Origin of the sequence: Devosia sp. (genome assembly GCF_965229025.1) — a bacterium.
Classification (GTDB): Bacteria; Pseudomonadota; Alphaproteobacteria; order Rhizobiales; family Devosiaceae; genus Devosia_A.
Map to the genome: position 1 here is coordinate 163,686 of NZ_OZ245853.1, position 22,171 is coordinate 185,856.

General features: G+C 63.6%; 17 protein-coding genes. 13 read left to right on the top strand and 4 right to left on the bottom strand.

The genetic code is table 11. The annotated features are described in order from the left end of the window. The first annotated feature begins 111 nt into the window (after positions 1–111). The gene (locus ACO06J_RS00825; RefSeq protein WP_421758804.1) at positions 112–3,027 is read left to right on the top strand and encodes an insulinase family protein; all 2,916 of its coding nucleotides are present in this window, start codon (positions 112–114) and stop codon (positions 3,025–3,027) included. Between the two features lie 7 nt (positions 3,028–3,034). After that, positions 3,035–3,475 (top strand): thioredoxin TrxC, encoded by a 441-nt coding sequence (trxC, locus tag ACO06J_RS00830; RefSeq protein ID WP_421758805.1) that lies wholly within the window; start codon positions 3,035–3,037, stop codon positions 3,473–3,475. Positions 3,476–3,586: 111 nt separating this feature from the next. Here trxC and ACO06J_RS00835 read toward each other — a convergent pair whose 3' ends face one another. Both ACO06J_RS00835 and ACO06J_RS00840 read right to left on the bottom strand, forming a co-directional pair. After that, positions 3,587–4,597, bottom strand: coding sequence for an alpha/beta hydrolase (locus ACO06J_RS00835; RefSeq protein ID WP_421758806.1), 1,011 nt, complete (start codon positions 4,595–4,597; stop codon positions 3,587–3,589). A gap of 12 nt (positions 4,598–4,609) precedes the next feature. After that, a complete protein-coding gene (locus tag ACO06J_RS00840) occupies positions 4,610–5,194 on the bottom strand; it encodes a TMEM175 family protein (RefSeq protein ID WP_421758807.1) in 585 nt (194 codons plus the stop codon). Between the two features lie 139 nt (positions 5,195–5,333). Here ACO06J_RS00840 and ACO06J_RS00845 point away from each other — a divergent pair, with 139 nt between their 5' ends. The 4 genes from ACO06J_RS00845 to ACO06J_RS00860 all read left to right on the top strand — a co-directional run bounded on the left by ACO06J_RS00845 (position 5,334) and on the right by ACO06J_RS00860 (position 10,572). After that, on the top strand, positions 5,334–6,338 hold the full coding sequence (locus tag ACO06J_RS00845) for a ligase-associated DNA damage response exonuclease (RefSeq protein ID WP_421758808.1): 1,005 nt from the start codon (positions 5,334–5,336) through the stop codon (positions 6,336–6,338). Further along, positions 6,335–7,951, top strand: a complete 1,617-nt coding sequence (locus ACO06J_RS00850; protein ID WP_421758809.1) for a cisplatin damage response ATP-dependent DNA ligase — start codon at positions 6,335–6,337, stop codon at positions 7,949–7,951. The genes ACO06J_RS00845 and ACO06J_RS00850 overlap by 4 nt, the downstream gene beginning before the upstream one ends. Further along, positions 7,932–8,210, top strand: a complete 279-nt coding sequence (locus ACO06J_RS00855; RefSeq protein WP_421758810.1) for a UvrB/UvrC motif-containing protein — start codon at positions 7,932–7,934, stop codon at positions 8,208–8,210. Before ACO06J_RS00850 ends, ACO06J_RS00855 begins: the two co-directional genes overlap by 20 nt. Before the next feature lie 151 nt (positions 8,211–8,361). Further along, positions 8,362–10,572 carry a sensor domain-containing protein gene (locus tag ACO06J_RS00860; protein WP_421758811.1) on the top strand — a complete coding sequence of 737 codons (2,211 nt, stop codon included), beginning with the start codon at positions 8,362–8,364 and terminating at the stop codon, positions 10,570–10,572. Here the strand turns inward: ACO06J_RS00860 and ACO06J_RS00865 are convergent. After that, complete coding sequence (locus ACO06J_RS00865; protein ID WP_421758812.1) at positions 10,569–10,979, bottom strand: MerR family DNA-binding protein; 411 nt, start codon at positions 10,977–10,979, stop codon at positions 10,569–10,571. The two genes, ACO06J_RS00860 and ACO06J_RS00865, sit on opposite strands and share 4 nt — an antisense overlap. Continuing rightward, a complete protein-coding gene (locus ACO06J_RS00870; protein WP_421758813.1) occupies positions 10,976–12,697 on the bottom strand; it encodes a long-chain-fatty-acid--CoA ligase in 1,722 nt (573 codons plus the stop codon). The genes ACO06J_RS00865 and ACO06J_RS00870 overlap by 4 nt, the downstream gene beginning before the upstream one ends. Before the next feature lie 287 nt (positions 12,698–12,984). Between ACO06J_RS00870 and ACO06J_RS00875 the strand changes: the two genes are divergently transcribed. From ACO06J_RS00875 to oppB, 7 genes are all read left to right on the top strand, one after another. After that, a complete protein-coding gene (locus tag ACO06J_RS00875) occupies positions 12,985–15,468 on the top strand; it encodes an acyl-CoA dehydrogenase (RefSeq protein WP_421758814.1) in 2,484 nt (827 codons plus the stop codon). Between the two features lie 26 nt (positions 15,469–15,494). Continuing rightward, on the top strand, positions 15,495–17,465 hold the full coding sequence (locus ACO06J_RS00880; protein ID WP_421758815.1) for a 3-hydroxyacyl-CoA dehydrogenase NAD-binding domain-containing protein: 1,971 nt from the start codon (positions 15,495–15,497) through the stop codon (positions 17,463–17,465). Positions 17,466–17,468: 3 nt separating this feature from the next. Beyond that, complete coding sequence (locus tag ACO06J_RS00885; RefSeq protein ID WP_421758816.1) at positions 17,469–18,752, top strand: acetyl-CoA C-acetyltransferase; 1,284 nt, start codon at positions 17,469–17,471, stop codon at positions 18,750–18,752. Between the two features lie 51 nt (positions 18,753–18,803). After that, positions 18,804–19,034 carry an antitoxin gene (locus ACO06J_RS00890; protein ID WP_421758817.1) on the top strand — a complete coding sequence of 77 codons (231 nt, stop codon included), beginning with the start codon at positions 18,804–18,806 and terminating at the stop codon, positions 19,032–19,034. 1 nt (position 19,035) lies between these two features. After that, positions 19,036–19,311, top strand: coding sequence for a type II toxin-antitoxin system RelE/ParE family toxin (locus ACO06J_RS00895; protein ID WP_421758818.1), 276 nt, complete (start codon positions 19,036–19,038; stop codon positions 19,309–19,311). A gap of 186 nt (positions 19,312–19,497) precedes the next feature. Next, positions 19,498–21,132 carry a peptide ABC transporter substrate-binding protein gene (locus tag ACO06J_RS00900; RefSeq protein ID WP_421758819.1) on the top strand — a complete coding sequence of 545 codons (1,635 nt, stop codon included), beginning with the start codon at positions 19,498–19,500 and terminating at the stop codon, positions 21,130–21,132. Positions 21,133–21,243: 111 nt separating this feature from the next. Continuing rightward, entirely contained in the window at positions 21,244–22,167 is a 924-nt protein-coding gene (oppB, locus tag ACO06J_RS00905) for an oligopeptide ABC transporter permease OppB (RefSeq protein ID WP_421758820.1), read from the top strand. The last annotated feature ends 4 nt before the right edge of the window (positions 22,168–22,171 follow it).

The following is a 22,171-nucleotide window of genomic DNA, read 5'->3' on the forward strand; positions in this document are numbered from 1 at the left end:
AGAAGAATGGCCGTGACCCGATCCCACTTCCCTTGTTTGCACCCACTGGCACAAGCTCCTGGCAGTGCCTAGATTAGCGCAACAGTGATTTCCCCTCCGAGTAGTTATTCCATGTCACAGCATCCCGCCTTCGACCTTGTCCGCGAGCAGCAGATTGCGGAGGTGAGTTCGCTGGCGCGGCTCTATCGGCATAAAAAGACCGGGGCCGAGGTGCTGAGTCTCATCAATGACGACGAGAACAAGGTGTTCGGCGTCACGTTCAAGACGCCGCCCGAGGACTCGACCGGGGTGGCGCATATTCTTGAGCATTCGGTGCTGTGCGGGTCGCGCAAGTATCCGGTGAAAAAGCCGTTCGTTGAGCTGCTGAAGGGCTCGCTCCATACCTTCCTCAACGCCATGACGTTTTCGGACAAGACCGCCTATCCGGTGGCGAGCCAGAACCTCAAGGATTTTTACAACCTCGTCGATGTGTATCTCGACGCGGTGTATTTCCCGCTGATCAGCGAGGACACGTTCCGGCAGGAAGGCTGGCACTACGAGCTCGATTCGACCCAGGGGCCGATGGTCTACAAGGGCGTGGTGTTCAACGAGATGAAGGGCGCCTATTCGTCGGCGTCGGCGGTGCTGGGCAAGGTCAGCCAGCTGTCGCTTTATCCCGACACCACCTATGGGGTGAATTCGGGCGGCGATCCGAAGGCGATCCCGGATCTGACCTACGAGTATTTCAGGAACTTCCACGCCAAGTACTACCATCCGTCGAACTCGCGGGTGGTGTTCTATGGCGATGATGATCCGGCGCAGCGGTTAGAGATCCTCGAAGAGTATTTCGGCCAGTTCGAGCGCATTGATCCGCATGCCGAGATCGCGCTGCAGACGCGGTGGAGTGTGCCGCGGAAGCTCACCGAGACATATGCGGCCAATGAGGCCGAGGCGGGGAAGAAGACCGCCATGGTGTCGGTCAACTGGATGCTCGATGAGATCACCGATCCAGGGCTGGCGCTGAAGCTCAACGTGCTGGAGTCGGTGCTGGTGGGCACGCCAGCCTCGCCGCTCAGGAAAGCGTTGATCGACTCTGGGCTGGGCGAAGGGCTCACCGGGTCGGGCTTTGCCGATGGCATCCAGCAGCCGTATTTCACCTTCGGGCTCAAGGGCATCGATGAGGCGGACGCGGACAAGGTGGAGGCGCTGATCCTCACGGAGCTCGGCAAGCTTGCGAAGGATGGGATCGACCCCAAGACCATCGAGGCGGCACTCAACAGCGCGGAATTTGCGCTGAGGGAAAACAACACCGGCTCCTTCCCGCGCGGCATTGCGCTGATGTTCCGCGCCATGGGGACGTGGCTCTATGGCGGCGATCCGCTGACGCCGCTGGAATTCGAGGCGCCGCTGGCGGCGCTGAAGGCCGATATTGCCAATGGCGTGCGGGTGTTCGAAACGCTGATCGAGGCGCATCTCACTTCAAACCTCCACCGCACGACGGTGCTGCTGAAGGCTGATACGGGCAAGGCGGCGGCTGAAGCGGCGGAGGAGCGGGCGCGGCTCGATGCGGCGCAGCAGGGGCTCGATGCGCAAGGGCTGGCGGCGGTGGCCGAGCAGACGCGGCACCTGAAGGCGTTGCAGGATGAGGGCGATACGCCCGAGGCGCTGTCGAAGATCCCGACGCTGACGCTGGCCGACTTGCCGCGCGTCAACAAGCCGATCCCGATTGCGCGGGAGACGCTGGCGGGGATCGAGCTCTATACGCACGACCTGCCGACGAGCGGGGTCGTTTATCTCGATCTTGGCTTTGACCTGAAGGCCGTGCCAGGGCGGCTGATGCCGTATCTGCCGATCTTCACGCGGGCGCTGACGCAGACTGGGACGAGCAAAGAAGACTTCGTGTCGCTGACGCAGCGGATCGGGCGGACGACGGGCGGGGTTGGCGCCAGCCGCTGGATCTCGACGCGGCGCGACGGCCAGGGCAGTGCGGCCTATCTGTTCGTGCGCGGCAAGGCGACGCTCGACCATGTCGATGACATGCTGGCGATCATGACGGACGTGTTGACCGATGCGCGGCTCGATAACCGCGAGCGCATCCGGCAGATGGTTCTGGAGAGCAAGGCTGGGTTCGAGAGCTCGCTCGCCGGGATGGGCAATGGCATCGTCTCGATGCGGGTGCGCGCCGGGTTCAGCGAGGCCGACTGGCTGAACGAGAAGCTCGGCGGCGTGAGCCACTACTTCTTCTTGAAGGAACTGGCGGCCGAGATCGATGCGAACTGGCCCAAGGTGCAGGCGGCGCTCGAGGAAACCCGGACGCTGCTGGTTGGGCAGAAGCGGATGATTGCCAATGTGACGGCGGATGCTGCGGCGATTACTGCTGTGCGGCCGCAACTGGCGGCATTCGTCGCCGGGCTGCCGGCTGGTGGCGGGGTTGCCGATGGCTGGGGCTTTGCGCCGGGGCCGGTATCCGAAGGGCTGACGTTCCCGGGGCAGGTGAACTATGTTGCCAAGGGCGCCAACCTCAAGGCGCTGGGCTTTGAGGGGACGGGCGGCACGGCGGTGGCGATCAAGCACCTCAACACCACCTATATGTGGGACAAAGTGCGGGTGCAGGGCGGGGCCTATGGCGGCTCTTCGGGTTACGATCCGTTTGCCGGCACCTTTGCCTTCACCTCGTACCGCGACCCGAACCTCATCGACACGCTGGCGGTTTATGATGGCGCAGCGAAGTATTTGAAGGAAGGCGTTGGCTCGCAGGATCTGGTGCGCTCGGTGATCGGGGTGATCGGCTCGGTGGATACCTACCGCTTGCCCGATGCCAAGGGGTTCACCTCGCTGCTCTGGGAATTGAGCGGCGATACCGACGCGGACCGGCAGCGGCGGCGCGACGAGATTCTCAATGCCAGCAGCAAGGATTTTGCGGCGCTGGCCGATGCGCTCGACCTTGTGGCGCGCGACGGGCAGGTGGTGGTGCTGGGCTCCGAAACCGCGATCAAGGCGGCAAACGACGAGCGCGGCAATTTCCTCAAGGTGACCAAGGTTTTGTGAGGCGAAGATGGCTGATGGCGACACGCATATCGTTTGCCCCAGTTGCGGGGGCACCAACCGGATCGGCGCCGGCAAAGCGCTGATCGCGGCCAAGTGCGGCAAGTGCCACGAGCCGCTGTTCGAGGGCCAGCCTGCGGCCGTTGATGCGGCGGCGTTCGACAAGCAGATCGGCCGCAGCGATATCCCGGTGGTGGTGGATTTCTGGGCCGACTGGTGCGGCCCGTGCCACGCCATGGCGCCTTCATTCGAGGCGGCGGCGCGTGACCTGGAGCCGAAGATGCGGTTCCTGAAGCTCGATACCGAGGCAGAACCGGCGATTGCCGGGCGCTATAATATTCGGGGCATTCCGAACCTGATCGTCTTCAAGCACGGCAAGATACTGGCGCAGCAGGCGGGCGCGATGAACGCGAGTGCGCTGAAGGCGTGGTTGGCGCCGTTTGCGGGCTAGACAGAAGCCGCTGAACAAGCTGGTCGTGCGCTGGCTTCCCGCCCCCCACCCTTGATCCCTCCCCACGAGGGGGAGGGAGATGACTGGGCGATCTATAGGTAAGTCAAATCTCTAGCGACTCAGGGCCTTTGCAAGGAATGGCAGGCTGACGTCCATGCGATAGTCGACGCTGCTGTGGTCGTCGACGAACTCTTCGTAGCGGTGGGGGGTGTTGTCCCTGACCAGGGCTTTGTGGATGCGGCGGGTGCCGTAGAGGATGTTGTACTGATCCTCGGTGCCACAATCGAGGTAGAACGCCTTGAGCTGGCTGATGGCTTCGGTGCCGGCTTCGGCCATCAGGGCGGGGTCGAAGGCGAGCCAGTTCTGCCAGCGGTCCGCGATCAGCTCGCAGGTATCAACGGTCACCGGCAGGCGCAGGCCGAGGAAGGTCTCCGGATCGGGGTCCGGATCGAAACTCGCGGCCTGCGCCAGCATCAGCAGCACCATGATGTCCTTGCCATCAACCTTGGGCTTTTCCTCAAACGCCTTCAGCCAGGCCTCGATGGAGCTGAATTTGGAGAGCACGCGGACGAGGTTGGGGAACTCACCGATATAAAGGTTCTGGAACCCGGCGTCGCCGGAATGGCTGGCGGCTGCGGCCCAGATATCGGGGTGGCGGAAGGCGTAGACCAGCGCGCCGAAACCGCCGGAGCTCTTGCCGAAGACACCGCGCCGGCCGGTGCCGCCGCAATTGAAGCGGTGCTCAACGGTGGGCAGCATTTCGGTGATCAGGAAATCGTCCCAGTTCCCCATCACCGGGCTGTTGACATACTGGTTGCCGCCGAGACGGGTGAAGCAATCGGGGAAGGCCACCACCACGGGTGGCATGGTGCCATCGCCGATCAGCCGATCCAGCCGCTCCGGCACGTTTTCGCCGAAGTTCTTCCAGGCAGTGTGGACTGGCCCGCCGGAGGTGTAGCCGACGAGGTCGACCAGCAGCGGCAACCCGCTGCCGTCATGGCCGGCAGGAATGTAGATATCGACGCGGCGGTTGGTCGGGTCACCGAGGCGGTTGTTGGCGATGGCCGCACTTTCAATGGTGATGGACTGGACCGTGCCGGCCGGGTGGTTGGTGCGGCGCATTCTCTCCCCCCGCTAGGTGTTTTCGGCGAGGTCCCGCTCGATGCGACGATCGGGGAGGAACCAGATGGCTGCGACTGCGACGTAGCAGGCGCCGGCTGCCCAGGGGTGGATGAGGAAAGCCGCGATGATGCCGAACAGGATAAGTGGCAGGACCAGCTTGCCCTTCCAGTCCCGGCCGATGGCGTGGGCGAGGGCGGAGTTCGGACCCTGGGAGCGGACGATGACGACGGTGAGGATGCTGTACGCGATGCCGGCAAAAAGCATGACTACGCCGTAGGCGGCGACCGGCAGGGGTTCGAAGTGGTTTTCACCCATCCAGCCAGTGGTGAAGGGGATCAGCGACAGCCAGAACAGCAGATGGTTGTTGGCCCAAAGGATGGCGCCATTCACCTTTTCTACGGTGTGGAACAGATGGTGGTGGTTGGCCCAATAGATACCGACGAAGATGAAGCTCAGCACATAGCTCAGAAACACCGGCAGGAGCTCGGAGAGCGCCTCGAAGGTGGGAGAGTGCGGAACCTTGAGTTCCAGCACCATGATGGTGATGATGATGGCGAGCACGCCATCGCTGAAGGCCTCAAGCCGCGTCTTGCCCATCGATATTTCCCCGGTTCGGCGGAAGCCTAAATGGGTGGTGGTGGGGAGACAAGCTACGCCATCAGGCAGTGGCTGCTTTCTGCTGCATTCTTCTTTTCGACTTGAACCATTGCGCCGGAATTTCCGTTAGGCTCGCAACATGGCTTCGCCCTTTCTCGACCGCGACCTGAGGGTCATTCCGATCGACGCCTATATCGACCCGCCGCAACCGCGGGCGCGGGCGATCATTACGCATGGGCATGCAGACCACGCGCGGGCCGGGCACGGGGCGGTGCTGGCGACGCCGGACACCATTGCCATCATGAAGACCCGCTATGGCGAGGACTGCGCGGAGCGGTTCGAGGAGCTGGACTATGGGGTGCCGCTGCAAGTGGGTGAGGTGACGATCTCGCTCCATCCGGCGGGGCATATCCTTGGCTCTGCGCAGGTGCGGCTTCAGTACCGGGGCCAGGTGGCGGTGGTTACCGGGGACTACAAGCGCGGGTTTGACCGGACGGCGCAGGAGTTCGAGCTGGTCAAATGCGACCTGTTGGTGACGGAGGCGACGTTCGGGCTGCCGGTGTTCCAGCATCCGGACCCGCTCGATGAGATCCGGCGGCTGCTCAGATCGGCGGCGCTCTATCCGGAACGGGCGCATGTGGTGGGTTGTTATTCGCTGGGCAAGGCGCAGCGGGTGATCGCGCTGCTGCGCGATGCGGGCCATGACGCGCCGGTCTATCTTCATGGTGCGATGATCCGGCTGTGTGAATTGTACCAGGAACGCGGCATCGCGCTGGGGGAGTTGCGGCATTCGCTGGAGGCGAGCAAGGCCGAGCTGGCGGGGCAGATGGTGATCGCGCCGCCTTCGGCGATCAAGGATCGGTGGAGCCGGCGGTTGCCCGATCCGGTGCTGGCGGTGGCGTCGGGCTGGATGAGCGTCAAGCAGCGGGCGCGGCAGGCGGGGGTGGAACTGCCGCTGGTGATTTCCGACCATGCCGACTGGAACGAGCTGCGCCAGACGATTGCCGAGACCGGGGCAGAAAAGGTGTGGGTGACGCATGGGCGCGAGGATGCGCTGGTCTACCACTGCCGGCAGCAGGGGCTGGAGGCGGAGCCGCTGAACATCGTGGCCTATGAGGACAGTGGCGAGGGGGAGGGGGAATGAGGCGGTTTGCGCAACTGCTGGAATTGCTCGCCCTGACGCCATCGCGTAACCGCAAGATCGAAGCGCTGACGGCGTATTTCCGCGAGACGCCCGACCCGGATCGGGGGATTGCGCTGGCTATTCTCACCGGCGGGCTGAGCTTCAAGAACGTCAAACCGGCGGTGCTGAAGGACGTGGTGTTGGGGGAGGTGGACCCGCATCTGTTTGCGCTGAGCTATGATTATGTTGGCGACCTCGGCGAGACGATTGCCCTGATCTGGCCGCACCATGGCCACGACGATGAACCGCTTCCAGCGCTCAGTGAACTGGTGTCGCTGTTCAACCTTACGAGCAAGGCGGAGCTACCCAAGCTGATCGCGTCGCTTCTGACGCGGGCGTCGATCAACGAGCGCTGGGCGCTGGTGAAGTTCGCGACCGGGGCACTGAGGATCGGGCTCTCAGCGCGGCTGGCGAAGACGGCGCTGGCGGAGATGAGCGGCAAGGGACTGCAGGAGATCGAGGAAGTCTGGAACGGCATGAGCGTGCCCTTTGTTGAGCTCTTCGACTGGCTCGATGGGAAGACAGAGCGGCCGGATATCGACCATAGCGCGCGGTTCCATCCGCTGATGCTGAGCAACCCGATTGATGAGGGCAAGGACCTTGATACGCTCGACCCGAAGGATTTCGTTGCGGAGTGGAAGTGGGACGGGATCCGGGTGCAGCTAATCGCCTCGCGCGGCAAGGTCTCGCTGTTTTCGCGCACAGGTGACGATATCGCGGCGGCGTTTCCCGATGTGGTGGGGGCGGTATTTGGCGACGCGGTGCTGGATGGCGAACTGCTGGTGGGGCATGGGCTGGAGCCGGCACTGTTCAACGACCTGCAGCAGCGGCTCAATCGCAAGGTAGCGAGTGCGAAACACCTGGCGGACCTGCCGGCCTTCATCCGGGTCTATGACATGCTGTTCGATGGTGGCGAGGATATCCGCAGCTTGCCGTGGACGGAGCGGCGGGCGCGGCTTGAGGCGTGGTTTGTGTCCAACCCGCAGACGCGGCTGGATCTGTCGCCGGTGCTGGAATTCGGCGGCTGGGATGAGCTGGCGGAATTGCGCCGGAAAGGTGCAGCGGAGCATGGGCATGAGGGGGTGATGGTCAAGCTGCGCGCTTCGCCCTATGTGCCGGGGCGGCCCAAGGGGCTGTGGTTCAAGTGGAAGCGCGACCCGAACGTTGTGGACGCGGTGCTGATGTATGCGCAGCGCGGGCACGGCAAGCGCTCGTCGTTCTATTCGGACTATACGTTCGGGGTGTGGAAGGGCAACGAGATCGTCCCTATCGGCAAGGCGTATTTCGGCTTTACCGATGAGGAGCTGAAGCAACTGGACAAGTGGGTGCGCAATAATACTCTCAACAGCTTCGGGCCGGTGCGCGAGGTGAAAAAGGAACTGGTGTTCGAGGTGGCGTTCGATGCCGCGCAGGTCTCGAGCCGGCACAAATCCGGGGTGGCGCTCCGGTTTCCGCGTATCAACCGCATCCGCTGGGACAAGCCGGCCAACGAGGCGGCGACGCTCGATGAGATGCAGCTGTTTCTGGGTGGCGCGCGCGTAGAAGGAGAAGCCGATGTCGATGGCGGCGATTGAGCGCAAGATCATTGCGCTGGAAGGCGAGATGCTGGCGGCGGTGACCCGCGAGGATTTCGAGCACGCAGCGCGCCTCCGCGACCAGATCGCGCAGTTGCGCGGCCAGCAGGCGCCGCTGTTGGAGAACCCCGAGGTGCGGCAGCCGCCGCCGGGGCAGATGGGGCTCGGGACCAATGTGCCGGTAGTCGAGCCGCCGAAAGGCTGGCGTCGGCCGAAGAAGCCGGACTTGATGACAAATACCAGTCCTCGTCGCCGCTAGTTGGCAATCATTTGGCAACTATCCCTTCAGATATACGCGTATTTTGGCAGTTATTGCCGCAGACTGGGCGGGTTGTTTACCTGCGCCAGGCGAGAAGTTGTCGCTCTAGTGTCGCAGGAGACGACGCGGTCTGCATCTGGTGAAGCCATAAATGAAGAGTACTCGTAGGCAGCAGGACGCTGATGATGTGCACTCGGGGCTGCTGACCATCGCTGCCGAAGAAGCACCGTGTGCGGTCTTCATCACGGATCGGGACGCCCGGATTCTCTATGTGAACCGGACCTTTACGCAAGTGCTCGGGTTCTCGGTCGAGGATGTGCTGGGACGAAGGGTCCGTGATGTCCTCGGCAGCAGCCACTATGGGGAAGCGGACTATACCCGGACCTGGGCCGCGCTTGAGCGTGGCGAGACGATCCGCGAAGATATCCGCACCTTCAGCAAGACCGGCGAGGAAACCTGGCTGGCGATGACCCTGCGGTCGCGGGTGGACGCAAAGGGGCAGATTACCAACATTGTCGGCAGCATGGACGCGACGACGGAGTTGCGGCTGATCGAGCGCATGCAGCGCGATGTGCTGGAGGCCGTGGCGACGGACATGCCGCTGCGTGAGGTGATGCGGTTCATCTGCGCGCGGGCGGAGCTGATTTTCCCGGAAGTCGTGGTGTCGATCCTTGCGGTCGACGAGCATGGCCAGTTGCGGCCGCTGGCGGCGCCGTCTTTGCCGGACTCGTATTCGAAAGCCATCGACGGGGTCCAGATCGGGCCGGTTGCAGGGTCCTGTGGAACTGCGGCGTACCGGGGTGAGGCGGTGACGGTGCGCGATATCGAGACCGATCCGCTGTGGGCCGACTACAAGGCACTGATATTGCCGCTTGGGTTGAACGCCTGCTGGTCGAGCCCGATCATGCGCCGCGATGGCAGCGTGGCGGGCACGTTCGCGTTTTATTTTCACGAAAAGCGCGGACCCAGCATCTGGCACGAGCGGGTGGTGGCGGCCTGCGTGCAGTTGTGCGTTTTGGCGCTGGAGCGGCATGACGCACAGGAGCGGATCAGGCGGCTCGCCTATTTCGACACGCTGACGGGTTTGCCCAACCGGACCATGCTGCAGCGCGAGATGCGTTCGGCGTTTTCGCAGGCGCCCGAGCAGCCGCGCGCCTTCATCTTTCTCGATCTCGACCGCTTCAAGGACGTGAATGACACCATGGGGCACTCGCTTGGCGATGCGCTGCTGGTGGAGGTGGCCGGGCGGCTGAAACAGCAGGTGGGACCGGACGACATTGTCTGCCGGCATGGCGGCGACGAGTTTGTGATCGTTCTCAGCAACGGTACCGGCGTAGCGGCGGCGAAAATGGCCGAAGGGATCGAGGCGGCGCTACTGAACCCCCCGCTGATCCCCGCACTGTCGCTACCGATTACCACCAGCATCGGCATCAGCCTTTATCCACGCGATGGGCGGGACACCGAGACGCTGCTCAAGAACGCCGACACGGCAATGTACCAGGCCAAGGCCGAGGGCCGGGCGCGCTACCGGTTCTTTGCTGCGGAAATGATGGCAGCGGCGCAGGAGCGGCTGATGCTCGGCGCGGCCTTGCGCGAAGCGCTTGCTGCCGACTGCCTGCGCCTGTTCTACCAGCCGCAGGTTTCGGCGTTCGACGGGCGGCTGATCGGCGTTGAGGCTCTGGCAAGGTGGAGACACCCGGTGTTGGGCGACATTTCGCCGGCGCGGTTCATTCCACTTGCCGAGGAAAGCGGCCAGATCCTCGACATTGGGGAATGGGCGCTCAACGAGGCGTGCCGTCAGTTGCGGGCCTGGGACGATGCCGGGGTGGAGGTGCCGAGCGTTTCGGTGAACGTGTCGCCCTTGCACTTCCGCACGACGGGATTGCTCGGCACGGTCAAGGACGCGCTGAAGCGGCATGGGCTGACACCCGAGAGGCTGGCGCTCGAGATCACCGAGGGCGTGGTGATGGACGATTGCTCGACCTCGAACCAGAACGCGCAGGCGTTGAGTTGCCTCGGGGTGCGGCTGTCCATGGACGATTTCGGCACCGGCTATTCCTCGCTAAGCCACCTGGCGCGCCTGCCGGTGGACGAGTTGAAGGTCGATCGCTGCTTTGTGCAGGGGATCGAGGAAAGCGACAGTGCGCGCAGCCTCGCGACCGCGGTGATCCGCATTGGGCATAGTCTCGGCCTCAAAGTGGTCGCGGAAGGCGTTGAGACCGATGCCCAGCGCCGCTTTTTGCAGGCGCTGGATTGCGACACGCTGCAGGGCTTCCTGTTTTCGAAGGCGCTGCCGCCAGATGAACTCGCAGCCTGGATCGGGGCTCGCACGTTGCCGCATCGGCAGGTTGACGCAGCCTAGGTCTCTGCCAGTTCTGATCGCGCCGGCATCCGCTCGGTCGCGAGTTTGCGGATTTCGCGTAACTCCCCGATGGTGGTCTGCAGGTCGTCGAGCTGGGCTTCGAGCAGGGTGAGGCGTTCGTCGACCTTGTTGATGAGCAGCGTCACCTGGGCGGTCTGGGATTGCGCATCGTAAAGGCTGAGATAGTCCGAGATATCGCGCAGCGAAAAACCCAGCCGCTTGCCGCGGAGGATCAGGATCAGCCGGGCGCGATCTCGGCGACGGAAGACGCGGGTGCTGCCGACGCGCTCAGGGCGGATCAGGCCTTTGGACTCGTAAAAGCGGATGGCGCGGGTGGAGATGCCGAACTCGTCGGCGAGATCGGCGATGGCGAAAAGATCGCGGTTTTCGGGTTCAGACCTGTTCATGTGCCAACCGATGCATTGGGTTTTGCCTGTGCCTTGAACTCGTCGCGCAACTCTTTCTTCGAGAGCTTGCCGATGAGGGTCTTGGGCAGTTGATCCTTGAAGATGACCTGCTTGGGCATCTCGATCTTGTTCAGCGTTTGCGCGAGGAAGGTCTTGATCTCGGCCTCGGTCGCCTTGGCGTCGGGCTTGAGCTTGATATAGGCGACAGGCGCCTCGCCGCGATATTCATCGGGTACGCCGATGACGCTCGATTCCTCGACGGCCGGGTGCCGCAGCAGGGCTTCCTCGATGTTGCGCGGGTAGACGTTGAAGCCCGAGCAGATGATCAGGTCCTTGATGCGATCGACGAGGAAGACGAATCCGTCTTCATCGAGAATGCCGACGTCGCCGGTGCGGAGCCAGCCATCGGAGAAGGCATCGCGGGTGGCGTCGGGATTGTTGTAGTAGCCGAGCATGACTTGCGGGCCCTTGACCTGCAGTTCGCCGCGCTGACCCGGCTCCACCACCGCGCCGGTGTCGATATCGACAAAGCGCAGATCGGTGCCAGGGAGCGGCATGCCGATCGACCGGGGCTTGCTGGCGACGCGGAGGGCGGCGCAGCAGACGACGGGGGAGCATTCAGTGAGGCCGTAGCCTTCGGCTAGCAGAGCCGTGCCCACTTTCGACCAGGCCGTGCGCACATCGTCGGTCAGGGGAGCACCGCCGCAGATGACGACATCGAGCCCCTGAAGGTGGGGCTTGGCGCGTTCGCCAGCCTTGGCGAGGGCCTGAACGAGGGTGGGCACGGCGGGCAGGATATTGGCGCCGGTGCGGCTCATCAGATCGAGGAAGGCCTTGAGCTCGAAGCGCGGGAGCATGATGACCTGCGCGCCGATGGAGAGCGGCACGTTCATACACACGGTCATCGAAAAGATATGGAAGAAGGGCAGTACCGCCACGACGCGGGAGGGTGGATAGAAAATGCCATCGCCCCAGGCATCGATCTGGCTGAGGTTGGCGGCGATGTTGGCATGGCTCAGCATGGCGCCCTTGGGGAGCCCGGTGGTGCCGCCGGTATATTGCTGGACGGCAACATCCTTGGTGGCGTCGATGGTCACTGGGGTGGGGGTGTCGCGGCGTGCCAGCAGCGTTTCGAAGCGGGTAATGCGGTCGGCGACGGAGGACTTTGCCAGTGTCGCGAGATCCTTGCGTTTGGCGAGCATGTAGAGCGCCCGCTTGAGGGCGGGCAGGACGGAAGGGAAGTGGCCGACGATGAGCTTTTTGACGTGGCCGGCGGTGGTGAGGGCTTCGGCCTTGTCGAACAGTAGCTTCAGATCGAGCGTCACCATGATTTCGGCACCTGAATTGGCGACGATGTGGCTGAGTTCGTGCACGGTGTAGAGCGGGTTACAGTTGACCACGATGCCGCCGGCGCGCAGCACGCCGTAATAGGCAATGACGTAAAACGGTGTGTTGGGGAGGAGCAGGGCGACGCGGCTGCCTTTGGTGACGCCGAACTGGGTCTGGAGGGCGCCGGCGAAGGCATTGATCAGCTTGCCGAGGTCGCCGTAGCGGGTCTTTTTACCGAGGAAATCGAGAGCGTCCGCCTTGGGGGTGCGGGCGCAGGTGGCGAGCACCTGTTCGTGCACGGGCGTGGTGTCGATGGCGGCGTTCCAGTCGATGCCCGACGGATAGCTTGCCTCCCACGGGCGACGGACGCCCGACGTGTTGTTGGCCATCACTTCCTCCTTGGGACTTTTCGTCCTGTTACCGAGCAGTATTTCACCAAGTGACGTTAGCGTCAAACGGGCGACGTGCCGGTGGGAGGCGTGGGCGCTGGCAAGCTAACGGCAAGGGCGGTTACGTCGTTAAGTTGACGTATACGTCAACCTGGCGTAATGTGATGGCGTCTGACATGACGCGTGCATAAGGTTTGGGAGATGATTCCGGTGCGGCCGGAGTTTAACCCGACAGCGCCCGGCGCACACTCCGGGTCGCGCGTCACCTGCGGCGAGGAGGTCCTGATATGATCCTCATTGTACTTGTTGCTGGCATCGTGGCGTTCGCAACGCTCGCCATGCGTCGCGCGCCGCTGTGGCAGTGGGCGCTGGCAGCGCTGGTGCTGGGGTTGTTGAGCCGGATTTCGATCGATGGCGGGCTGTGGCTGCTGGTGGATGTGCCCGGCTGGGTGTTTGCGCTGTTGCCGGCTTTGGTGCTGGGGCTCTTGTCCCTGCCACTGATCCGCCAGATGGCGGTGAGCAAGCCGGTTTATGGGCTGGTGAAATCCATCCTGCCGCGGGTGAGCCGCACCGAGCAGGAAGCGCTCGATGCGGGGACGGTCGGCTGGGACGCCGAGCTGTTTTCAGGCCGGCCGCGCTGGGAAAAGCTGCTGGGGATCAGGAAGCCGACGCTCTCGACCGAGGAGCAGGCGTTTCTCGATGGGCCGGTGAACACGGTCTGCGCGATGATCGACGACTGGGACACGCGGCACAGCCGCGCCGACCTGTCGCCCGAAGTCTGGCAGTACCTGAAGGACCAGGGGTTCCTCGGGATGCTGATCGCCCGCGAATATGGCGGGCTCGGGTTTTCGGCGCAGGCGCAGAGCCAGGTGGTGTCCAAGATTGCCAGCCGCTCGATTGCGGCGGGGATCACCGTGATGGTGCCCAACTCGCTGGGGCCGGGCGAGCTGCTGGAAAAGTACGGCACGCCCGAGCAGAAGCAGAAGTATCTCAGCCGGCTGGCCAAGGGGCTCGAAGTGCCGTGCTTTGCGCTGACCGGTCCGCATGCCGGGTCGGACGCGGCGGGCATGCGCGATGTGGGCGTCGTCTGCTACGAAATGTACCACGGCAAGAAGACGCTGGGGGTCAAGCTCAGCTGGGACAAGCGCTACATCACGCTGGCGCCGGTGGCGACGCTGTTGGGGCTGGCCTTCCACCTCCGCGACCCCGAGCACCTGATCGGCGAGGTCGACAATGTCGGGATCACGCTGGCGCTGGTGCCGGCCAAGTTCAAGGGCGTCAAGATCGGCCGCCGGCACTATCCGGCGCGCTCGGCGTTCATGAACGGGCCGACGCAGGGCCGCAATGTGTTCGTGCCGATCGAGTTTCTGATCGGCGGCGTCGAATATGCCGGGCAGGGCTGGCGGATGCTGATGGAGTGCCTCGCGACGGGCCGCGCCATTTCGCTGCCGGCGATCGGCACGGTGTCGATCAAGCACGCGCTACGGGTGACGTCGGCCTATGCGCGGGTGCGGCGGCAGTTCGGCATTCCGGTGGGGCTGATGGAGGGGGTGGCCGAGCCGCTCTCGCGCATGGTGCGGTCGGCTTACATGTACGAAGCCTCGCGCGCGCTCACGGCCTCGATGGTCGATGAGGGGCAGAAGCCCTCGGTGCTGTCGGCGCTGCTGAAGTACCGCACCACTGAGGCGATGCGCGATGCGGTGAACGACGCGATGGATATCCATGGCGGGCGGGCGGTGCAGGACGGGCCGAGCAATTACCTGTTCGCGGCCTATGCGACGACGCCGGTGGCGATCACTGTCGAGGGCGCCAATATCCTGACGCGGACGCTGATCACCTTTGCGCAGGGCGCGCTCAGGGCGCATCCGTACCTTTATTCCGAGATTGCGGCGGCGCAGAACCCGGACCGGAAGGCCGGGCTCAAGGCGTTCGATGCGGCGTTTGCCGGGCATGCGAGCTTCATGCTGCGCAACATGGTGGGGAGCTTTGTCCACGCGGTGACGTTCGGGGCGTTCGCGGCGAGCCCGGTGAGCCACGAGATGAAACGCTGGTACCGGCAGCTGTCGCGCTACACGCAGAGCTTTGCGCTGGTGGGTGACTGGACGGTGGCGTTCCTGGGCGGCGACCTGAAGCGCAAGCAGCGGCTGTCGGGACGGATGGCGGACGTGCTGTCGGACCTTTACCTGCTGTCATCGGTGCTGCGGCGCTATGAGGACGAGGGGCGGCTCGAAGAGGACCGGCCGCTGGTCGATGCGATTGCGCGGGACCGGATCTATGCGATCGAGCAGAGCCTTGCGGCGGTGTTCGCCAACTTCCCCAATTTCTGGCTGCGCAACCTGATGCGGGTGCTGGTGTTTCCGCTGGGGCGGCATGCGCGGCCGGCATCCGACAGGGCGACGTACCGGCTGGCGCGCGCCGTGCTGCAGCCGGGTGCGTTCCGCGACCGGCTGACCAAGGGCACCTATGTGTCGATGGATCCCAAGGACGTCACCGGCGTTCTCGAGGATGCACTGCTCAAGGTGACCAAGGCGGCGGAGATCGAGACCAAGTTCCTGCGCGCCATCAAGAAGGGCGTGGTGGAGCGGCGGATGGATCGTGACGCGATCAGCGATGCGATGGAAAAGGGCGTGCTGACCGAAGCCGAGGCGGCAACGCTCCGGCTCTGTGACCAGGCCACCGACCGGGCGATCCGGGTGGACGATTTCGAGTTCGATGAGTTGAGCTCACGACAGGTGCGGCGCGAGCCGAAGCTGGACGAGGCAGCGGAATAAACTCCGCGACAAACGAGGAGCCAAAAATGGCCCAACCGCAGATGCCGGCCAGCCGGAACTGGCGCTTCGAGATCGATATCGAGGGGATCGGCTGGCTGACCATCGATACGCCCAAGGCGCCGGTCAATACGCTGAGCCGCGAGGCGATTGTCGAGCTCGACAGGTTCGTCGAGCGGTTCGAGGAACTGATCGCGTCGGGTGAGTTGATCGGTGTGGTGCTGCAATCGGCCAAGGACAGCGGGTTTATTGCGGGCGCCGATGTGACCGAGTTCGACGACATGTCCGACCCGGGCGTCCTGGCGGCGGCGCTGGGGCGCGCGCATGCGCTGATGCACCGGATAGAGGCGCTGAAAGCGCCGATGGTGGCGACGATCCACGGGTTCTGCCTCGGCGGCGGGCTGGAGCTGGCGCTGGCCTGCCGGTACCGGATCGCGGTCAACGACGACAAGACGCGGGTGGGGTTCCCCGAGGTTAATCTCGGGATCTTTCCAGGCTTTGGCGGCACTGGCCGCTCGATCCGGCGGGCTGGTCCGGTGGATGCGATGCAGATCATGCTGACCGGGCGGATGGTCAAGGCCAGCGCCGCCAAGCGCATGGGGCTGGTGGACAAGCTGGTGCGGCACCGCGATGGGCTGCGCTGGGCCGGCCGGCAGGCGGTGCTGGCGAAATCGGCGAGCCGCGAGGCGCCGTGGACCAAGCGGATGATGGCCTGGGACCCGATCCGGTCCTATGTCGCCGGCCGCATGCGGACCGAGGCGTCAAAGAAGGCACGGCCGGAGCATTATCCGGCGCCCTTCGCCTTGATCGATCTCTTCGAGAAATCCGGCGATGACTGGAAGGCGATGAGCGCGGGCGAGCCGACGGGGTTTGTACCGCTGATGGCCAACGACACTGCGCGCAACCTGCGGCGGGTGTTCTTTCTCTCCGAGGGCCTCAAGAAGCAGGGGGTGCGCGGGGTCGACAAGCCGGTGTTCCGCCGCGTGCATGTGATTGGCGCGGGCGTGATGGGTGGCGATATCGCGGCCTGGTGCGCGCTGCGCGGCATGGGCGTGACGCTGCAGGACCTCGACATGGAGCGGATCGCGCAGGCGCTGGTGCGAGCAAAGAAGCTGTTCAGCAAGCGGCTCAAATCGAAGACCGAGATCGACAACGCGGTGGCGCGGCTCGAGGCCGACCCGACCGGCAAGGGCCTGGCGCGCGCCGACGTGGTGATCGAGGCGGTGGTCGAAAAGCTGGAGATCAAGCACAAGATCTTCGTTGAGGCAGAAGCGCGGACCAGGCCGGGGGCGATCCTTGCGACCAATACCTCCTCCATCGAACTCGAGCGGATTGCCGAAGGGCTGGTCAATCCGAGCCGGCTGATCGGGCTCCACTTCTTCAACCCGGTGGCGCAATTGCCGCTGGTCGAGGTGATCCGATCGAAGTTCAACACCGACCTCGATATTGCGCGCGGCGCGAGCTTTGCGCTGGCCATTGGCAAGTCGCCGGTGGTGGTGAAATCGGCGCCGGGCTTTTTGGTCAACCGCGTGCTGATGCCCTATATGCTGGGCGCGGTGCAGCGGGTCGAAGCAGGGGCCAGCAAGGAACAGATCGACGCGGCGGCTGTCGCCTTCGGCATGCCGATGGGGCCGATCGAACTGATGGATACGGTGGGCCTCGATGTGGGCCGCGCCGTCGCCGAGGAGCTGGGCAGCAAGGTGCCGTCCGAAGGCCAGTTCATGCGGCTGATTGCGGAAAACAAGCTTGGCCGGAAGACTGGTGAGGGCTTTTACAAATGGGTGGACGGCAAGCCGGTGAAAGGCGAGGTGCCGCCGCACGCTGACCTTGCGGGGTTCGGGCGCGAACTGGTGCATCCCCTGGTCGAGACTGCAATCAACGCCACGGCCGAGGGCGTGGTGGCGAGCGATGATCTGGCCGATATCGGGGTGATTTTGGGGACCGGCTTTGCGCCGTTCCTCGGCGGGCCGCTGCAGGCCCGCAAGCATGGAAGGGCTTAGACGATGGCTGAACTGAGACGTGTCGCCATTGTCGGCTCCGCCCGCATTCCGTTCGCGCGGGCCTATACCGGTTATGCCGAAGAGGGGAACCTCACCATGCTGGGCGCGGCGCTTGGCGGGCTGGTGGAAAAGTTCAATTTGAAGGGTGAAGCCATAGGCGAGGTGATGGCGGGGGCAGTGCTGGCCCATAGCCGCGATTTCAACCTCGCGCGTGAGGCGAGCCTCGATGCCGGGCTGTCGCCGCGGACGCCGGGCACCAACGTGCAGATCGCCTGCGGCACCAGCCTCCAGGCAGCGCTAGCGCTGGGCGCGAAGATTGCGACCGGCGAGATCGAGAGCGGGATCGCGGCGGGATCGGACACGGTGTCGGATAGCCCGGTGGTGTTCGGGAATAAATTCCAGCACCGCGCCATTGCGCTGAGCCGGGCGCGGACGACGGGCGAGAAGTTCAAGGCGTTCAAGGGGTTTTCGTTTGGAGAGCTGGCGCCGGTGGCGCCCTCGACGCAGGAACCGCGGACCGGGCTGTCGATGGGGCAGCATTGCGAGCTGATGGCGCGCACCTGGGAGATTTCGCGCGAGGACCAGGATCATCTGGCGCTGAAGAGCCATCTCAATGCCGCGCGGGCTTATGACGAGGGCTTTCACGACGACCTCGTGGTGCCATTCGCCGGGGTGCTGAAGGACAACAATGTCCGGGGCGCCACGAGCCTTGAAAAGATGGCGGCGATGAAGCCGGCCTTCGACAAGGCTTCGGGCAAGGGCACGCTGACGGCGGCGAACTCGACGCCGCTGACGGATGGGGCGGCTTCGGTGCTGCTCGCCAGCGAGGACTGGGCGAAGGCGCGTGGACTGCCCGTGCTCGCCTACCTCACCATGGGGCAGGTGGGCGCCAACGACTTTGCACATGGAGACGGGCTGCTGATGGCGCCGACGCTGGCGGTGAGCGACATGCTGCGGCGCGCGGGGCTCGGGTTCGCCGATATCGACCTGTTCGAGATCCACGAGGCCTTCGCAGCGCAGGTGCTGTGTACGCTCAAGGCCTGGCGCGACCCGGTCTACAACCGCGATGTGCTGGGGCGCGACGAGGTGCTCGGCGAAATCGACCCGGCAAAGATCAACATCAAGGGCTCGAGCCTCGCCTATGGACATCCGTTTGCGGCTACCGGGGCGCGCATTCTCGGGCTGACCGCCAAGCTGCTGCAGACCGAGCAGAAGCGACGGGCGCTGATTTCGGTGTGCACCGCAGGTGGCATGGGCGTGGCGGCGCTCGTCGAGCGGGCGGGCTGACAGGAACGCGGCCGAGCGCTATGTTGAGGCGGTTTCGTGGAGAGCGATGTGATGACTGAAGGCAAAAAGTCCGATCTGGGCGACCCTCCGGTGGTCGAATACGACCCGCTCGTTTCAGAGTTTCCCAACTCGGCGGCTGAGGCCAGCTACGAGAAGTGGCTGATTGCGAGGGTTCAGAAGTCTTTGGCCGATCCGCGTCCGTCAATTCCGCACGCCGACGTTATGGCCGAAGCCGAGGCAATTATCGCTCGCGCCGAAGCGCGCCACAAAAAGCGCGCCTGAAGTGCTAGACGTCGTCTGGCGACCAGAAGCGCAGGCGGCACTTAACCAACTCATCGGGTACATTGCGGACAGGGACCCGGCCGCTGCAGTTCGGATGCTTGGCCGGATCATGGCGTCAGTTGAGCCTGCCCGCTCACATCCTGAGATTGGTCGCATCGGCCGGGCGCCCGGAACGCGGGAACTCATTGCCCATCCGAACTACCTCGTGATCTACCGGGTGCTGCCTGACGCCGTTGATATTGCCGATGTGGTCCACGCCCGGCAGGAATATCCGTGATCCCAGCGTTTCCTGCTTTCCACATCTCTTGACGCATACGTCAAGCTCCAGCTTGTCAGCGAAAACCCGATGCCCTAGGGTCCGTACCCAATCCGGCAGTTTCGACCAGTCGGGGCTAACAATCAGGCATGGCGTTCTAAAAGCCGCGCTCGTCAGGAAAACTTAGTTCAAGGAGATGGCACGATAATGAAAACCAATACACTTTTGAGGGCAGCGGCATTGGCCGTGACCTTGCTTGGCGCCACCGCGCTGACCACCGGCGCGCTCGTTGCTGCCGAAGTTCCCGCGGATGCCAAGCTGGCTGCCGACCAGACTTTCAATTATCGCGTGCTTGATAACATCAATTCGCTCGACCCCGATATCGTTGAGGACGTGGACACGTCCTACGTGGTCTCGCAGCTGTTCGAAGGCCTCTACAACGAAGACCCGACCGGTGCGCCGGCGCCGGGCGTGGCCGAAAGCTATGAGGCCAATGCCGACAACACCGTCTACACCTTCCATCTGCGCGACGCGAAGTGGTCGAATGGCGACCCGGTGAAGGCCAGCGATTTCGTGTTCAGCTGGCAGCGTGCGGTCGACCCCAAGACTGCCTCGAACTATGCCTATTTCCTCGGCCTCGCCGGGATCAAGAACGCTGACGACATCGTCGCGGGCAAGATGGCTCCGACCGAACTCGGCGTGAAGGCGATTGACGACAAGACGCTGGAAGTGACGCTGAACGCGTCGATCCCGTATTTCGTGCGCATGACCGCACACGCGACGCTGTTCCCGATCCCGCAGACAGTGGTCGAAAAGTTCGGCGCGGACTGGACCAAGCCCGAGAACATCGTCGGCAACGGCGCCTATATCCTCACCGAGAATTCGCCGGGCGAGCGCGTCACGGTCAAGCGCAACCCGAACTATTGGGACAACGCCAAGACGGTGATCGAGACGGTGAACTTCCTCACCATCAATGACGAGAACCAGGGCGTGACCCGCTATCTCGCTGGCGAAGTCGACCAGACCGACGTTCCGGCCGGCCAGTTCCCGTCGATGAAGTCGAAGTACCCCACCGAGGCGATCTCGGTGCCGCAGCTTTGCACGTATTATTTCGACATCAACATGACTTCGGGTGCACCCGAGGCCCTCAAGGACGTACGCGTCCGGCAGGCGATTTCGTATGCGATCGATCGTGATGTGATCGTCAACAACGTGCTGCAGGGCGGCCAGCAGCCGGCGTATTTCTTTACCCCGCCGGCGACGGCCGGGTTCCAGCCGCCGGACCTCGGCTATTCCAAGCTGACCCAGGCCGAGCGCGATGCCAAGGCCAAGGAACTTCTGGCAGAAGCCGGGTACGGTCCCGACAAACCGATCACCTTCAACTACATCTACAACACCTCGGAAGCGCACAAGAAGGTCGCAACCGTGGTTAGCCAGATGCTGAAGGAAAAGCTCGGCATGACGATGAACCTCCAGGACATGGAGTTCCAGTCGCTGCTCGACATGCGCCACCAGCGTAATTTCGAAGTGGCCCGTGACGCCTGGTGCGGTGACTATAACGAGGCCTCGACCTTCGAAGGCCTGATGGACACCAACTCGTCGCAGAACAATTCCGGCTATTCGAACGCCGACGTCGACAAGTGGCTGGTCGAGGCCCGCACGTCCAAGGACCCGAACGCGCAGTACAAGCAGATCGAAGAGCAGGTCGCCAAGGACGTGCCGATCGTGCCGATCTACTTCTACGCCAAGGTCTTCCTGCAGAAGCCGACGATCAAGGGCTGGCCCTTCGATAACGTCGAGCAGGTCTGGTACGCCAAGGACATGTACAAGGTCGCCGAGTAAGCGATCCGTCCCGAATTGGGGAGCCCCGCGCCAAGCGCGGGGCTTCAGCCATTGCCCGATCCGTTGGATCGCGCAGAGGGGTCACCTGATGCCTGACCGGAAGTTTTCCTTATGCTGATGTTCATTCTGAAGCGCCTTGGGATCGCCATCCCGACGCTGCTGGTCCTTATCGTCATCTCCTTCATCCTGATGAAGATTGCCCCCGGCAATCCGTTCAACGGCGAAAAGGGGCTGCCCAAGGAGGTGATGGCCAACATCTATGCCCGCTACGGGCTCGACAAACCCGAGTGGCAGCAGCTGCTCGAGTATGTGTGGAACGTGGTGGTGCATTTCGATTTCGGGCCATCGTTCAAGTACAAGGACCGGACGGTCAACGACATCATCGCGCAGGGATTCCCGGTGACGCTGACCTACGGATTCTGGGCTTTTCTTGCGGCATCGGTGCTGGGGATTGCGCTCGGGACGATTGCAGCAATCCGGCAGAACAGCTGGATCGACTACCTCGCGGTCGGGGTCAGCATTGGGGCGCAGGTGGTGCCGAATTTCGTTTTGGCGCCGATCCTCGTACTGGTGTTCACGCTGTGGCTGCACTGGTTGCCGGGCGGCGGCTGGAACGATGGGCACTGGTCCAACATCATCCTGCCGGTGATCGCGCTGTCGGCCACTTATCTCGCCAACATCGCTCGCATCATGCGCTCCTCGATGCTTGAGGTGCTGAACTCCAACTTCATCCGTACCGCCCGGGCCAAGGGCATGCGCGGCTACCAGGTGATCTTCAAGCATGCGCTGCGTCCGGCACTCTTGCCGGTGGTCTCGTATCTGGGGCCGGTTTTCGTGGGCATGATCACCGGTTCGGTGGTGGTTGACCTCTATTTCTCCACCGGCGGTATTGGGCAGGCGTTCGTCAACAGCGCGCTCAACCGCGACTATTCCACCATTCTTGGCGTCACGATCCTTCTGGGTGCGCTTACCATTGCTGGCAATCTGGTGTGCGACATCCTCTACGCGTGGATCGACCCCAAAATCCGTCTATAGGAGG